This window comes from Diaphorobacter sp. HDW4A, from assembly GCF_011305995.1.
GTDB lineage: Bacteria > Pseudomonadota > Gammaproteobacteria > Burkholderiales > Burkholderiaceae_C > Diaphorobacter_A.
In genome coordinates, this window is the sequence record NZ_CP049910.1 from 5,726,733 (window position 1) to 5,742,392 (window position 15,660).

The 15,660-nt window shown below is 63.6% G+C and carries 13 protein-coding genes; 7 read left to right on the top strand and 6 right to left on the bottom strand.

What is annotated here, in order from left to right:
* Positions 1-107 precede the first annotated feature (107 nt).
* Genes phnY through G7047_RS26105 form a run of 3 tightly spaced genes read right to left on the bottom strand, consistent with a single transcriptional unit; the run spans position 108 to position 3,559 of the window.
* Positions 108-1,559: a phosphonoacetaldehyde dehydrogenase gene (gene phnY, locus G7047_RS26095; protein WP_166311228.1), complete on the bottom strand. Its 1,452-nt coding sequence runs from the start codon at positions 1,557-1,559 to the stop codon at positions 108-110.
* A 31-nt stretch (positions 1,560-1,590) separates the two neighbouring features.
* Positions 1,591-2,823, bottom strand: coding sequence for a phosphonoacetate hydrolase (phnA, locus tag G7047_RS26100; RefSeq protein WP_166311229.1), 1,233 nt, complete (start codon positions 2,821-2,823; stop codon positions 1,591-1,593).
* A gap of 1 nt (position 2,824) precedes the next feature.
* Positions 2,825-3,559 (bottom strand): phosphonate utilization associated transcriptional regulator, encoded by a 735-nt coding sequence (locus G7047_RS26105; protein ID WP_166311230.1) that lies wholly within the window; start codon positions 3,557-3,559, stop codon positions 2,825-2,827.
* A gap of 298 nt (positions 3,560-3,857) precedes the next feature.
* Between G7047_RS26105 and G7047_RS26110 the strand changes: the two genes are divergently transcribed.
* From G7047_RS26110 to G7047_RS26140, 7 genes are all read left to right on the top strand, one after another.
* On the top strand, positions 3,858-4,877 hold the full coding sequence (locus G7047_RS26110) for a putative 2-aminoethylphosphonate ABC transporter substrate-binding protein (RefSeq protein ID WP_371813828.1): 1,020 nt from the start codon (positions 3,858-3,860) through the stop codon (positions 4,875-4,877).
* A gap of 87 nt (positions 4,878-4,964) precedes the next feature.
* Positions 4,965-6,098: a putative 2-aminoethylphosphonate ABC transporter ATP-binding protein gene (locus G7047_RS26115; RefSeq protein WP_166311232.1), complete on the top strand. Its 1,134-nt coding sequence runs from the start codon at positions 4,965-4,967 to the stop codon at positions 6,096-6,098.
* Positions 6,095-7,834, top strand: a complete 1,740-nt coding sequence (locus G7047_RS26120) for a putative 2-aminoethylphosphonate ABC transporter permease subunit (RefSeq protein WP_166311233.1) — start codon at positions 6,095-6,097, stop codon at positions 7,832-7,834. The genes G7047_RS26115 and G7047_RS26120 overlap by 4 nt, the downstream gene beginning before the upstream one ends.
* Positions 7,835-7,907: 73 nt before the next feature.
* Positions 7,908-9,053, top strand: a complete 1,146-nt coding sequence (locus tag G7047_RS26125) for a 2-aminoethylphosphonate--pyruvate transaminase (RefSeq protein WP_166311234.1) — start codon at positions 7,908-7,910, stop codon at positions 9,051-9,053.
* A gap of 293 nt (positions 9,054-9,346) precedes the next feature.
* Positions 9,347-10,021: a response regulator transcription factor gene (locus tag G7047_RS26130; protein ID WP_166311235.1), complete on the top strand. Its 675-nt coding sequence runs from the start codon at positions 9,347-9,349 to the stop codon at positions 10,019-10,021.
* 274 nt (positions 10,022-10,295) lie between these two features.
* Positions 10,296-11,735 carry a sensor histidine kinase gene (locus G7047_RS26135; RefSeq protein ID WP_166311236.1) on the top strand — a complete coding sequence of 480 codons (1,440 nt, stop codon included), beginning with the start codon at positions 10,296-10,298 and terminating at the stop codon, positions 11,733-11,735.
* A gap of 70 nt (positions 11,736-11,805) precedes the next feature.
* Positions 11,806-12,666 carry a hypothetical protein gene (locus G7047_RS26140; protein WP_166311237.1) on the top strand — a complete coding sequence of 287 codons (861 nt, stop codon included), beginning with the start codon at positions 11,806-11,808 and terminating at the stop codon, positions 12,664-12,666.
* 14 nt (positions 12,667-12,680) lie between these two features.
* On the opposite strand, the gene G7047_RS26145 is transcribed toward G7047_RS26140, so the two are convergent.
* The 3 genes from G7047_RS26145 to G7047_RS26155 form a co-directional block, all read right to left on the bottom strand.
* A complete protein-coding gene (locus tag G7047_RS26145; RefSeq protein ID WP_166311238.1) occupies positions 12,681-13,706 on the bottom strand; it encodes a tripartite tricarboxylate transporter substrate binding protein in 1,026 nt (341 codons plus the stop codon).
* Positions 13,707-13,803: 97 nt separating this feature from the next.
* The gene (locus G7047_RS26150) at positions 13,804-14,352 is read right to left on the bottom strand and encodes a DUF2889 domain-containing protein (RefSeq protein WP_166311239.1); all 549 of its coding nucleotides are present in this window, start codon (positions 14,350-14,352) and stop codon (positions 13,804-13,806) included.
* A gap of 17 nt (positions 14,353-14,369) precedes the next feature.
* Entirely contained in the window at positions 14,370-15,605 is a 1,236-nt protein-coding gene (locus G7047_RS26155) for a CaiB/BaiF CoA-transferase family protein (protein ID WP_166311240.1), read from the bottom strand.
* Positions 15,606-15,660: the final 55 nt, after the last annotated feature.

Genomic DNA, 15,660 nt, shown 5'->3' on the forward strand with positions numbered 1-15,660 from the left:
TTGGTGACTTTTTGAGCAAGACCAAAAAGTTACTCGCCCGCCGGGGCGAGACCCGGCCTCTGCAAGCAAACCCACAGCAGGCGCGGGCCAAGGGCAATAACAAAAAGTCACCAAGGCAACGAATAAGTCTTCGTATTCGTAAAGCTCTTCATGGCTTCAAGCACCCCCTCCTTGTACCCAAGCCCAGAATCCTTGATCCCCCCAAACGGCGTGAGTTCCAAGCGATAACCAGGAACTTCGCGAATGTTCACACTACCCACGTTCAGCTCGCTGATGAACCGCGTGATGTAGTCAAGCCGGTTCGTGCAGATCGACGACGACAGACCAAAAGCCGTACCGTTCGAGAGCTTGATCGCTTCTTCAATTGTCTTGAAACGGATCACAGGCGAGACCGGGCCGAAGGTTTCCTCGCGTGCTACGCGCATGTCGAGCGTGACGTTGTCCAGCACCGTGGGCGAGTACAGCGCGCCCTTGCGGATGTTGCCGCACTTGAGCGTGGCACCGGCCGCGATGGCTTCGTTGACAACCGTTTCGAAGTAGATCGCGGCTTCTTCGTCGATCACGGTGCCCATGTCGACGTTGGCGTCCATGGGGTCGCCGTACTTGATGACCTTGGTTTTTTCGACCAGCAGTTCGACAAAACGGTCGGCCACCGATTCATGCACCAGCATGCGCTTGATCGCCGTGCAGCGCTGGCCGCTGTTCTTGTAGCTGCCGCTGGCGGCCAGCGTGGCGGCTTCTTCGACGTCGGCGTCTTCCATCACGATGATGGGGTCGTTGCCGCCGAGCTCGAGGATCTGGCGCTTGTAGACCGCCTTGCCCGCGATGTACTTGCCGATGGGCACGCCCCCGGTGAAGGTGACCAGATCGACGTCGTCGCTGGTGAGCATCTCGTCGCAGATCTCGCGCGGGTCGCCGGAGATCACGCTGAGCATTTCGGGCGGCAAGCCTGCCTCATACAAGATGTCGGCGAGCACGTAGGCGGTGAACGGAGTCTTCTCGCTGGGCTTGAGCACCGTGCGGTTGTTGGTGGCAATCGCGGGAGCGAGTTTGTGGATCACCTGGTTGAGCGGGTGGTTGAAGGGCGTGATCGCGGTGATCGCGCCCTGCAGCGGCTCGCGCATGGTGTAGACCTTGCGGCTCTTGCCGTGGTGGGTGAGGTCGCACGAGAACACCTGACCATCATCGACCAGTGCCTGGTTGGCGGCGAACAGCAGCACGTCGGAGGCGCGGCCCACTTCGTAGAGCGAGTCCTTGCGACACAGGCCCGATTCGAGCGTGATGAGCTTGGAGATCTCATCGAGGCGCGTGGCGATGATCTCGCCCGCGCGCATCAGGATCTTGTAGCGCTCGTAGCGCGTGAGCTTGGATTGGTAGCCGCGTGCGATTTGGTAGGCGCGGCGCACGTCTTCCAGCGCGGCTTTGCCGACCGAGCCGATGACTTCGCCGGTGTAGGGGTAGGTGACGTCGATGCGCTCCTTGGTCTCCACGCGCTGGCCTGCGATGCGCAGGGTTTCGTGGCGGAGTTCGGGAGCCTTGTGCAATGCGGATACGGTCATGGGGAACTCTCCTTTTTTGGTGTTTCTTCGATCAGGCGGCGGCGTGGTTGAGCGCGAGGTCGAGCGCATCGAAATTGCGCAGGCGGCGGCTCTCTGCAATGCCGGAGACGGGACGGTTGCAGATCAGGGGAACGCGTTGCTCGGAGACGCCGCCGTGTGAGCGCAGCGGGGCGTCGAGGCCCGAGAGGTCATGGCGGCTCTTGGAGGTGCCGACCACGGTGTTCTTCTCGCTCACGATGACGATGTCGCCGATGCGGTCTTCAGGCAGCTCGAATTGTTTGGCGGCTTCTTCGCGCGTCAACGCCAGCTCGATGCCGGGCAACTCGCGCAGGCGCGAAATCCATTGCTTGGCCGTCGTCGCGTCGGGCGCGTAGATGGTGGCGAAGGAGCCGAGCGCGCCGTGGTGCACGACATAAGGATCGGTGATCGGCAGGATCACGCGCGCGGTTTCCGCACCGTACCAGCCGTCGAGCACGTCCTGCAGATAGATCACCTGGGGCTGGCCGCTCGCGTCATGCTTGTCGTTCATGCCGTGGTCGGCGGTGAGCACGATGGTGCAGCCCAGCGCGTCGAGTTGCGCGAGGTAGGTGTCCATCATTGCGTAGAAGGCGTTGGCGGCGGGGGAGCCGGGGGCGGCCTTGTGTTGCACGTAGTCGGTGGTGGAGAGATACATCAGATCGGGGCGGCGCGTCTCCATCAACTTCACGCCAGATGCGAAGACGAATTCCGACAGCTCGGCGCTGTAGACCGAGGGCACGGGCATCTTCACCAGATCGAGCACGTTGTCGATGCCGTTCTCGGCCAGCGTCACCTGATCGGCCTTCTCCGACGAGAAGCAGATGCCGGTCATGCCCTTGCCGAGCAGCTTGCGCAGCTTGTCCTTGGCGGTGACCACCGCGACCTTCGCGCCTTTGTCCGCGAAGGCGGCGAGCACGGTGCCCGCGCGCAGGTACTTGGGGTCGTTCATCATCACTTCCTCGCCCAGATCGCGGTCGAAGAAGTAGTTGCCGCAGATACCGTGCACGGCCGGTGGCGCGCCGGTGACGATGGACAGGTTGTTCGGGTTGGTGAACGAGGGCACGACGCAATCGGCCAGCAGATCGGCACCGTGCGCGCGCATCTTGGCGAGATACGGCGCGACGCCTGCGGCCACGGCGGCATCCAGATAGGCGGGCTCGCAGCCGTCCACGCAGACGATCACCACCGGGCGAGGCATCCAGCGGTAGTTGCGGTTGTTGACTTCGATGGTTTGCGGTGTCGTCATCTCAGGCTTCCTTGGAGGGGGATGGAGAAGAGGTAGAGGCGGTGGAAACGTTTATCTCTGCGCGGCCCATGGCCTTGTGCATGCGGTTGCGGCTGTCGGCCACGTGCTGGCGCATGGTCTTTGCTGCGAGGTCGGCGTCGCCCGAGGCGATGGCGTCGACGATGTGGTTGTGCTCGTCCACCGACACGCGCAGCCCGCCGCCGCCGTCGAGCGCGCGCATGCGGAACAGCGACAGCTCCTTGATCAGACGCTGGTAGGTCTCGGTGAGCTTCTTGCTGCCTGCGGTGTCGAGCAGGATGTCGTGGAACTGCAGATTGAGCTGCGCGTACTGCTCGAGGCTCTCGGCCTCGGCGGCCACGCGCATCGCGTCGATCATGGCCTTGAGGCGAGCCACGCCGTCGGGCGTGATGGCGCGCGAGACGCGGCGGCCGATCACTTCTTCGAGGGCTTCGCGCAGCTCGTAGATCTCGTCGGCTTCTTCAAAGGAGATTTCGCGCACGAACATGCCGCGGTTCTTTTCGGTGCGCAGCAGCCCGGCTTCTTCGAGCGAGCGCAGCGCCTCGCGCACCGGCCCGCGGCTGGTGTTGAAGCGCGCAGCCATGTCGCTCTCGTTGATGCGGCTTCCGACGGGCAGCTCGCCCGTCATGATGAGACGTTCGATTTCTTCCTGAACCAGCATCGGCAACGAGCTCGATTGCAGGAAGGCCAGTGCGGAGGAGGGGTTGCTGTTTTCCATGGACTCCATTGTTCGGTTGTAAATGCAAACTGTCAACAGTTTTCTATTGACAGTAAACAAGTTGAGTTTTACATTGACCACACCGACGTAAAAAAGCGCCGGGCCGGTTTACCGGAAAACCAAACCAAGAGGGGTGCGTGCAGGCCAGCGGATCGTGAGGTTCGGATGGGATGCAGTCGATGAAGCCAGCCCAGTCCCAGGGACGGTGGTGGCAGATTCGGCGAGTCATCGGGTTTGCAGTGGCGCCTCCTATAAAAGGAGACAAGCGATGAATAAGTTAGCGGGAGTTCGTCACAGCATGATGACAATCTGTGCAGCCGCCATCGGCCTGACCTTGGCCAGCGGCGCCGCGCTGGCGCAGCAGAAGACGCCGCTCTTGGTCTACACCGCGCTCGAAACCGACGCGATGAAGCTCTACAAGACCGGCTTCGAGAAGGCGAATCCAGACATCGAGATCAAATGGGTGCGCGACTCCACCGGCATCATCACCGCCAAGCTGCTGGCCGAAAAGGCCAACCCGCAGGCCGACGTGGTGGCGGGCGTGGCGGCCAGCTCGCTCGCGCTGCTCGATCAGGAGGGCATGCTGCAGGGTTACCAGCCCAAGGGCTTTGATTTGCTCACGCCCGCGTATTCAGACACGCAGCGCCCGCCCAAGTGGGTCGGCATGGATGTGTGGGCGGCGACGGTCTGCTTCAACACGGTGGAGGCCAAGAAGCACAACCTGCCCAAGCCCGAAACCTGGAAGGATCTGGCCAAGCCAGTCTACAAGGGCAAGATCACCATGCCGCATCCGGCGTCGAGCGGCACCGGTTATCTCGACGTGTCGTCCTGGATCCAGATGTGGGGCGAGCAGGAGGCCTGGAAATACATGGATGCGCTGCACGAAAACGTCGCCCAGTACGTGCACTCGGGCTCCAAGCCCTGCAAGCAGGCGGGCTCGGGTGAGTTCCCCATCGGCATCTCGTTCGAGTTCCGCGCGCACCAAGTGAAGAAGTCGGGTGCGCCGGTCGACCTGATCTTCCCCAAGGAAGGCCTCGGCTGGGACATCGAGGGCACCTCCATCATGAAGACCACCAAGAAGCCCGAGGCCGCCAAGCGCCTCGCGGACTGGATGGCGAGCAAGGAGGCCAACGTCATCAGCTCCAACTGGTGGGCGGTGGTGGCCATGCCCGGTGTGGCATCCAAGCTCGAAGGCATTCCGGAGAACTACGAAAAGCTGCTCGCCAAGAACGACCTGAACTGGGCCGCCAAGAACCGCGAACGCATTCTGGCCGAGTGGAGCAAGCGCTACGAAGGCAAGGCGGAAGCCAAACCGTAATTCTGCAGTGTGCTTTCTGTCGCCGGGGTGCCGCATGCGTGCGCCCCGAGCGGAGCCATTCATTCATCCGTTCGATGGGGTCGGAACATGGACATGACAACCACCAGGCACATCGCCGACGAGCTGAGCGTCAAGCCCGCGCTCGAGATCAGCGGCGTCTACAAGAACTTCGAGACCTTCAGCGCGCTGCGCGACATCCAGCTGAGCGTGCGCCCCGGCGAGATGCTGTGCTTTCTTGGCCCCTCGGGCTGTGGCAAGACCACGCTTTTGCGCATCATCGCGGGGCTGGAGACGCAGAGCGAGGGCCGCATCCTGCAGAACGGCCGCGACATCTCGTGGCTGCCCGCCGACCAGCGCGACTACGGCATCGTGTTCCAGTCGTATGCGCTGTTCCCCAATCTGACGATTGCCGAGAACGTGGGCTACGGCCTCGTCAACGGCAAGATGCGCAAGCCGCAGATCAAGGAGCGCGTGGCCGAGCTGCTCAAGCTGGTGGGGCTTCCGACCTCGGGCGAGAAATATCCGAGCCAGCTCTCGGGCGGCCAGCAGCAGCGCGTGGCACTAGCGCGGGCGCTTGCAACGAATCCCGGGCTGCTGCTGCTCGACGAACCGCTGTCGGCGCTCGATGCGCTCGAGCGCATCCGCCTGCGCGGCGAGATCCGCCGGTTGCAGAAGCAGGTGGGCATCACCACCATCATGGTCACGCATGATCAGGAAGAGGCGCTGTCCATGGCCGACCGCATCGTCGTGATGAACCACGGCGTGATTGAGCAGGTGGGCACGCCGCTCGACATCTACGAGCGCCCCGCGTCGCCGTTCGTCGCCGACTTCGTGGGCAAGGTGAATGTGCTCAAGGGACTGGCGCTCGGGGGCAACCGCTTTCGCGTCGGCGAGATCGAGATGCAGTGCGACACCTGCACCGAGAGCTACACACCGGGCCAGAAGGTCAGCCTCTACCTGCGTCCCGAAGACCGCGTGGCCGAGCGGATCGATCAGGACACGCCGTATCGCCTGAACGCGCTGATCACCAAGGTGGAATTCCTTGGCGGCCTGTGCATCGCCGAGGTCACGTCGGAGGCACTGCACGGACAGAATCTGGGCCTGCACTTCACGCTCAACCAGCTGCACGACCTGAACATCCGCGAGGGCAACCGCATCGACATCGCGCTGCGTGCCCACCGCATCCGCGTGTTCGCCCAGCGTGCGGAGGTGGCTGCATGAACACCGCCACCATCGCAGACCGAATGCCCGCCGCGCCCGCACGCAGCCTGCAGGGCCACCAGCGCTGGAGCCGCGACGAATGGATCGCGCGCGGCATGCTGCTCGTCGTGATGGCGCTGCTGCTCACCTTCCTCATAGCGCCGCTGTTCTCGATCCTCGTGAACGCGGTGCTCGACAAGGACGGCAACTTCGTCGGCATGCAGCACTTCATCACGTACTTTCAGACGCCGAGCCTGATGCGCGCGGCGTGGAACTCGGTGTGGGTCGCCTGCTCGGTGGTGCTGATCTCCGTGCCCATGGCCTTCATCTGCGCCTATGCACTCACCCGCACCTGCCTGCCCACGCCGTTCAAGGCCACGGTGAAACTGGTTGCGCTGATTCCGCTGCTCGCACCATCGCTGCTATCGGCCATCTCGTTCGTGCAGTGGTTCGGCAATCAGGGCGCGCTCAAGTTCCTGCTCGGCGACGCGTCGATCTACGGCGCGCCCGGCATCATCCTCGCCGAGGTATACAACACCTTTCCGCATGCGCTGATGATTTTGGTGACCGCACTCTCGCTCGCCGACGGCCGCTTGTACGAGGCCGCCACCGCGCTGCGCACGCCGGGCTGGCGGCAGTTCACGACGATCACGCTGCCGTCCTGCAAGTACGGCCTGATCAGCGCAGCGACCGTGGTGTTCACCTATGTGATCAGCGATTTCGGCGCGCCCAAGGTCATCGGCGGCAGCTTCAACGTGCTGTCGGTGGACGTGTTCAAGCAGGTCGTCGGCCAGCACAACTTTTCGATGGGCGCAGTGGTCGGCATGTTGCTGCTGATTCCGTCGGTGCTGTCCTTCGTCATCGACTACCGCGTGCGCCGCAAGCTCAAGGCGCAGCTCACCGCGCGCTCGGTGCCGTATCAACCCAAGCCGCACCGTGTGGGCGATCTGCTGCTCGGCGGCTTCTGCGTGATCGTCTGCCTGCTGCTGCTCGCGACCGTGGGCATGGCGATCTACACCTCGTTCATCAAGCTCTGGCCATACGACCAGACGCTGACCCTCAAGCACTACCACTTCGCGCTGGTGGAAAGCGACATGGCATCGGCCTACACCAACAGCCTGCTGGTCGCGCTGATCACGGCGGTCTGCGGTTCGCTGATCGTTTTCATCGGCGCCTATCTGATCGAGAAGACGCGCAACCTCGGCTTCATGCGCAAGGGCATGCACCTGATGGCAGTGTTGTCGATGGCGGTGCCGGGGCTGGTGCTGGGGCTTGGCTATGTGATGTTCTTCAATCACCCGAACAATCCGCTGAACGTGCTCTACAACACGCTGGCGATTCTGGTGATCTCGATGATCATCCACTACTACACCTCGAGCCACCTCACGGCGGTCACCGCGCTCAAGCAGATCGACAACGAGTTCGAGGCCGTCTCCGCATCGCTCAAGGTGCCGTTCTTCAAGACCTTCGTGCGGGTGACGATTCCGGTCTGTCTGCCCGCGATCCTCGACATTGGCCGCTACTTCTTCGTGGTATCGATGGCCAGCCTGTCGTGCGCGATCTTTCTCTACACGCCCGAAACCATTCTGGCGGCGGTCGCGATCATGCACATGGATGAGGCCGGCGACATTGGTCCCGCCTCCGCGCTCGCGAGCCTGATCGTCGTGTCCTCGACCATCGTCTGCATCGCCTATTCGCTGGCCACGCGCGTGATCCTCTCGCGCACCCAAGCCTGGCGCAATCTGGCGCGCAACTGATGGAGTTCATTGCTTCCCGCCTTGCTTCTTTTCACCTGTTCAAAACCCCCGCTTTGAGATTCTGGAGAAAAACATGAGTGCCACCGCTTCCAATGCTCCTTACCCCGTTCTGCTCACCCCCGGCCCGTTGACCACGTCCGACCGCACGCGCGAGGCCATGCTGCGCGACTGGGGATCGTGGGATGCCGACTTCAACCAGATCACCGCGCGCATCCGCCAGAACGTGCTGCGCATCGTGAACGGCGAGGCCACGCACGAATGCGTGCCCATGCAGGGCAGCGGCACCTTCTCGGTGGAGGCTGCCATCGGCACGCTGGTGCCGCGAAACGGCCATGTGCTCGTGCCCAACAACGGCGCCTACTGCACGCGGCTGGCGAAGATCTGCAAGGTGCTGGGCCGCAAGCTCAGCACCATCGACTACACCGAGTCGCAGCAGGTGAGCCCCGCCGATGTAGACCGCGCACTTGCCGCCGACCAAAGCATCACCCATGTCGCGCTGGTGCATTGCGAGACGGGCGCGGGCGTGCTCAATCCGCTGCACGAGATCGCGCTGGTCGTCGCCAAGCACGGGCGCGGGCTGATCGTCGATGCGATGAGCTCGTTCGGCGCGCTCGACATCGACGCACGCAAGACGCCATTCGACGCGGTGATCGCCGCATCGGGCAAGTGCCTCGAAGGCGTTCCGGGCATGGGCTTCGTGATCGCGCGGCGCAGCGTGCTCGAGCAATGCGAGGGCCACTCGCATTCGCTCGCGATGGATCTCTACGACCAGTGGGCCTACATGGGCAAGACGACGCAGTGGCGCTTCACACCGCCCACGCACGTGGTGGCCGCGCTCGATGCGGCGATCACCCAATATTTTGAGGAAGGGGGATTGCCTGCACGCGGCGGGCGTTACGAGCGCAACTGCAAGGCGCTGATCGAGGGCATGAAGAAGCTGGGCTTTCGCTCGTATCTGGACGCCGATCTGCAGGCGCCGATCATCGTCACCTTCCACGCGCCTGACGATCCGGCCTATGACTTCAAGACCTTCTACCAAGAGGTGAAGAAGCGCGGCTACATCCTTTACCCCGGCAAGCTCACCGCGATGGAAACCTTCCGCGTGGGCTGCATCGGCCACTTCGGAGAAGCCGGAATTCCGGGTGCGGTGGCGGCGATTGCCGACACGCTCGAGGCCATGGGCATCCACCAGGTGACGGCGCCCGCGATGGCCGCCTGAGGAGGACGGTTTGCGCTCCATTTTTTGATTGTTTGTCTTCCATTCACGGAAGTTGAGGGCCGCAGGAATGTGGTCCTTTTTTCGTCGTGCCGTATCAAAGTCCGCTGCATGCAAGCGCTATCGCCGCACGCCGCATCTGCCGGTCGTCTTACAATTTCGGCCGTCCTGTGCCTGCGATGCTGAGCGCGGGTGAGCGTGATCTGAGCGGGGCCGCGTTCGGTTAAATTGGAATCCATTGCTCCAGCGATCCTCACAATGCAGCACGACAACACAACCACAACAGGAGACAGGCCATGCGCATACTCATAGCCGAAGATGATCAGGTGCTGGCAGACGGCCTCTTGCGCACCCTGCGCGCGTCGGGCGCGGTCGTCGATCATGTGGCCAACGGCTCCGAAGCCGATGCGGCGCTGATCACCAACAATGAATTCGATCTGCTGATTCTCGATCTGGGCCTGCCCAAGCTGCACGGCCTCGAGGTCTTGAAGCGCCTGCGCGGACGTGGGTCCGGCATTCCGGTGCTGATCCTCACCGCAGCCGACAGCGTCGAGGAGCGCGTGCAGGGCCTTGACTACGGCGCCGACGACTACATGGCCAAACCGTTCTCGCTGCAGGAGCTCGAAGCCCGCGTGCGCGCGCTCACGCGGCGCGGCATGGGAGGCGCGAGCAGCGTCATCAAGCACGGCCCGCTCACCTACGACCAGACCGGCCGCGTTGCCTCCATCGACGGCAAGATGGTCGAACTCTCTGCCCGTGAGCTGGGCCTGCTCGAGGTGCTGCTGCAGCGCGCCGGGCGGCTGGTGAGCAAGGATCAGCTGGTCGAGCGGCTGTGCGAGTGGGGGGAAGAGGTCAGCAACAATGCCATCGAGGTGTATATCCACCGGCTGCGCAAGAAGATCGAAAAAGGCCCCATCCGCATAGCGGCCGTGCGCGGGCTGGGGTATTGCCTCGAGAAGATTCCTGGCTGATACGTTTGTTGGACATACGAAGCCTGGCGGCTTCGCTGGCGGGTCCTTTTTGAGGTGCCAATACAGCCCTTCATGCGTTGTTGCGAAGCCTTGCCGTAGTACACACTACTGTCTGCGGCTTCGACGCCTGGCTTGAAGGGCTGTATTGGCATTGGGGTGGTGGCTTGAGCGACGCAGACACTTCGGAGACAGTCGTTCGCTTTCGTTGTCAGCCTCGTGAATGTCTTGCGCTTGATACTTTGAGAGAACCCTTTTCAGACTTGCAGGCCATTTTTTGAAAATCTTTCAGCGCGAGCAGCGTTCCCTGTTTGGTGAGATCCTCGACTGGATGCTCACGCCGCTGCTTTTGCTTTGGCCCGTGAGTCTGGCGCTCACCTGGCTGGTGGCGCAGGGGTTGGCGAACAAGCCGTTCGACCGGGCGCTGGAGTACAACGCGCAGGCGCTGGCGCAGTTGGTCACGGTGCAGAAGGATCGCGTGCAGTTCAACCTGCCGCAGCCGGCCAGCGAGATTCTGCGGGCCGATGAATCGGACATCGTCTACTACCAGGTGATTGCGCCGGACGGGCGGTTTCTCTCGGGCGAGCGCGATCTGCCCAAGCCGCCCGAGGATGAAAAGCCGTTCTCCGGCGAGGTGCGGCTGCGCGATGCCGAGATGCGCGGGGTGGACATTCGCGTGGCGTACATCTGGGTGCGCGTGCCGTTGCCCGACGCGCCCGCCGCGCTGGTGCAGGTGGCGGAGACGCGGTCCAAGCGCAGCGTGTTGGCCACCGAAATCATCAAGGGGGTGATGCTGCCCCAGTTCGTCATCCTGCCGTTGGCCGTGCTGCTGGTGTGGCTGGCGCTCGCGCGTGGCATCAAGCCGCTGCATCTGCTCGAAGAGCGCATCCGCGCGCGCAAGCCCGACGATCTTTCGCCGCTCGACCACAAGGCCGTACCCATGGAGGTCGCGCCGCTCGTCGATTCGGTCAACGACCTGCTGCGCCGCCTGAACGACTCCATCGCCACGCAAAAGCGCTTTCTCGCTGATGCCGCCCACCAGCTCAAGACGCCGCTGGCCGGTCTGCGCATGCAGGCCGATCTCGCGCAGCGCGAGGGAACGAGCACCGAGGAACTGAAACTCTCGCTCAAGCAGATTGGCCGCTCATCGATCCGCGCCACCCACACCGTCAATCAGCTGCTGTCGATGGCGCGCGCGGAGGGCGGCAGCACGTCCGGCCTGCAGCGCCAGCGCGTCGATCTCGCGCGGCTCGTGATCGAGGTGGTGCAGGACAGCGTGCCGCGCGCGCTCGACAAGGGCATTGACCTTGGCTACGAAGGCGCAGACCCCGGCGCGTCCGGGGTGTTCGTCGAGGGCAATGCCACGCTGCTCAAGGAGCTGGTGCGCAACCTCGTTGACAACGCCATCAACTACACCCCCTCCGCGCCAGAAAAACCCGGCGTGGTCACCGCCCGCGTGTTCGCCGACACCTTCGGCCGCGTCGTCATGGCCCAGGTCGAAGACTCCGGCCCCGGTGTGCCAGAGGCCGAGCGCGAGCTGATCTTTCAGCCGTTCTACCGCGCCCTCGGCACCGACGCCGACGGCTCGGGCCTCGGCCTGCCCATCGTGCGCGAGATCGCCCGCCAGCATGGCGCCGAAGTGCGACTCGAAGATGCGCGGCCCGGCGCGGCGAGTCCCGGGGCGAAGTTCAGCGTGCAGTTCGTGGCGTTGCGCTGACGGCAAGGGCGACACGCCTTCGCCGCTGTGCTAGTCTGATGCAAGACTATCAAGATGATGATTTCAATAGATGAAAATGCACAATTGCATTCGAGCGTTTCTGCTGCTCGTCACCGCATGGCTGCTGTCCGGCTGCGGCGACCAGAAGGCGGCATTCGAGATGATGCTTCCCAAGGATGAGGTCGAGATAGCCCAACAGGTGTTGACCGAAGCCCGCGCGGGTAACGCCGCAGCCATCAAGTCACGCATGGACCCGGAATTCGTCGGTCCGAGTTTCGACGCCGACATGGCCCACATGCTCGCCTTGTTTCCGCCCGGCGAGCCGTTGAGCATCAAGCCTGTGGGCATGTTCACCAATGCCGTCAACGGCAGCGTCACCACCTACAACCTGACCTTCGAGCACCGATACCCGGACAGCTGGCTGCTGGGTTCCGTGCAGTTGCGCAAGAAGGAGGATGAAACCCGTTTGATCGGCATACGTGTGCAGCTCGCCCCCAAGTCGATAGAGGAGCAGAGCCGATTCACGCTCGAGGGCAAGAGCGCCGTGCACTGGACGGTGCTGGTGCTTGCGGTGCTGATACCGCTGTTCGTCGTGGTCACACTGGTGCAGTGCCGGCGCACGCCGATCGCGCGGCGCAAATGGCTGTGGATGCTGCTGATCCTGCTGAGCGTCACCCAGTTCGCGTTTGACTGGAGCACTGGTGTCTATCGCTTTCAACCGGTGTATGTGGGCCTGCTTGGCATGGGTGTCCTGAAGAGCGGTCCGTATGCCAATTGGGTTTTCACTCTGGCGTTCCCGCTCGGCGCGGTGATCTTCTGGCTGCGGCGGCCCACACTGTTGCGCAAGGCGCGGGAGGCGGATGCTTCATCGGCGCAGCCAACTGCACCCACTGCACCCACAACACCCGTTGAGAATTCCGCTGCGCCCTGATGTGCCAGTCGTCCTTAGTCGAGGCTGATCTTCGCGACGCTCGTCAGGTTACGCCAGCGTTCCAGCTCGCTCTCGATTTCGGCCCGGAAGCGTTCGGGTGAATTGAGCGATACGTCGATGCCGCGCGCCGTCAGGGCCTTGCGCGCGTCGGCTTGACCGAGTCCCTTCAACGCGGCCTCGTTCAAAGTCTGCGTCAACGCGGGCGTGAGTCGCGGCGGAGCGAACAGGCCGAACCAGGTCGTGGTCTGGTAACCCGTGATGCCCGATTCTTCGAGCGTGGGAATGTCGGGCGCGGATGGAGAGCGTTCGCGCGAGCTCACGCCGAGCGCACGCAGCTGGCCGCTCTGGATATAGGGCAGGGACGACGGCAGCGTGTCGAAATACGCGGCCACATGCCCGCCGAGCAGGTCGGTGAGCACCTGGCTGCTGCCCTTGTAGGGAATGTGGCGCAGCTTGGTGAGGCCCGTGTTCTGGATGAACAGCTCGGCCGCCATGTGGGTGATGTTGCCGGCGCCCGCCGAGCCATACGGCACGGGCTCGGCGCTCGCGTTCACATAGGCCACGAACTCCTTGGCGTTCTTCACCGGTAGTTTGGGGTTGACCACCAGCACCAGCGGCGTCGAGCCCACGTTGGTGATCGGCGTGAAGTCGCGTAGCGGATCGTAGGGCACCTTCTGCGAGAGCACGGGGCTGATGGTCTGACTGGCGGTCACGCCGAGCAGCAGGGTGAGGCCATCGGCGGTGGCGCGCGCCACTTCCGAGGCGGCAATCACGCCGTTCGCGCCGGGCTTGTTCTCGACGACGATGCTGGCGTTCAGCGCCTGCCCCAGATGCTGGGCGAGTTGGCGTGCGACGAAGTCCGCGCCGCCGCCTGGCGGAAAGCCGACCAGCAGACGTATCGGCTTGGCCGGATAGCGGTCGTTGGCCCGGGTTGCAAAGGAAAGAGCGGCCGCTGCAGTCATCGCCATGGCGTGGGCGAGCCAGCGGCGACGGCTGGCGTCGTGCGCGCCGGAACTGGCGAGATGAAGGTCGTTGTGCATCTGATGTCTCCGTTCGTTGTAGTGAGAAAAACGGGCTGGCGCTCGCCTGCGATCAAGGCGATCAATTTGGCTGGGCGGCGGCCGGATTGATGGCGGGTCAGGTCTTGCGGCCGAGGTGCGGCCACAGCTGTACGACCACCTCGCGGTGGTCGGCGTAGGCAAAGCAGCTGTTCACGCGGGCGCGGTGCAGGTGCTCGTTGGCGGGATCGTTGAGTGCGGCCAGGCGCTGGGGTGCGAGGCCTTGGAACGCGGTGGTCGCCATCGGGCCGAGCAGCTCAACGATGTGCGTGCAGCAAGCGGCGCCCTTGAGCAACTCGCGCACCTGGCGGTTCCAGCCCGCGCCGAGATGCAGGCCGACGAGCGGCGCGAGCGTCTGCTCGGCGCCGGTGCACAGATCGAAGGGCGTGGTGCGCATGCGCGCGCGGGCGCCGTGCACGCACATGTCGCCATCGATCACCAGCGTCACGGTGATGTCGTGCAGCGGCGCGCCTGCGGGCGCGTCCTCGTTGGTGAGTTGGCGACGGAAGGCATGCTGCTTGGTGTCGATGAGTTGGCCTTCAACCTCGTACAGACCGTCCGCACGGCGATAGAAGCGCAGATCGATTTGGCGGTGGTGCACTTCCTCGCGCGGTGAATCGGTGGTCATGGCGGAGTCACGCGGTTTCAGGCAGCTTCGCGCACGGCGGCCCAGGCAAATGAGCCGGGTTGCTGCGCCTTGACGCCGCCGGATTGCAGCAGCGCGGCGATTTCCGCAGTGCTCAGGTTCAGCGACTGCAGGATGCTCTCGGTGTGCTCGCCCAGCTCTCCGGGTGCGATGGTCGGAACGCCGTCGCTTGCCGCACCTGCGCGTGGAAATTCCGGCACTTCGAAGTTGAGACCGCGAAACGATACGGTGCGCAGCTTGCCGGGCTGGTGGGCCTGATCGGCATCGAGCACGCGCTCCAGTGGCAGCACCTCGGTGCAGCCCACGCCGTTGGCCTTGAGCGTGGCTTGAACGGCCTCGAAATCATGTGCACCGATGGCATTCTTCACGATGTCCTCGACCTGCTCGCGCGCCTTCTTGCGCATCTTGAGTGTGGCGAATTGCGGGTCGCTGCCCCAGGGCAGTTTCATCGCGTCGCAGAACTTCGCCCAGTGGCCGTCGGTGAGCATCAGCAGATACAGCCAGCGCTCGTCGCGCGTGAGATAGGCGCCGTAGCCGGGCATCGCGAATTCGCCGTGCGGTTCGCGCTCGGGGCGGCCGAGCAGATGCTGCTTGAGCTGCACCGCCACGAGATCGCGCGAGGCCACATGCAGGCCGGTTTCGTAGAGGCCGACCTCGACCTCGCGGTCTTCGGACGTGGCGGTCTTCGGGTCACGCAGCAGCGAGGCAAGGATGCCGATCACCGCATACGCCCCCGCAAACTGGTCGTGGTACGACGGTCCCAGGCGGCTCGGGCGTCCGTTCACGCGGTTGGCTTCCATCACGCCGGTCGATGCTTCGGCAACGGGGTTGGAGGCCAGATCGTCTGCCTGCGGGCCGGCTGCGTAGCCACGGATGTGGCAGTAGATGAGCGCCGGATTGATGCGCTCGCAGTCCGCACGCGACACGCCGAGCTTGCGCGCCGCCTTGGGCGCGAGGTTGTGCACCAGCGCATCGGCGCTTTTCAACAATGCATAGAGCGCGTCACGGCCCTCGGGTTTGGAGAGGTCGAGGCACATGCTTTTCTTGCCGTGGCTGTAGGCAATGAAGGTGCCGCTCGGGCCGCCGCGCACCAGTGCGCGCGTGGGGTCGCCGATGGGTGGCTCGACTTTGATCACCTCCGCGCCAAGCTGCGAAAGGATGTGCGTCGCGAACGGCGCGGCAAGCATGGATCCGATTTCGATCACACGTCGACCGGCAAGTGGTGGTGTTGACATAACAGGCCCTCGTTTGCTAAAAGAATGCATTTTATAAATTATGCAACTCACAAAT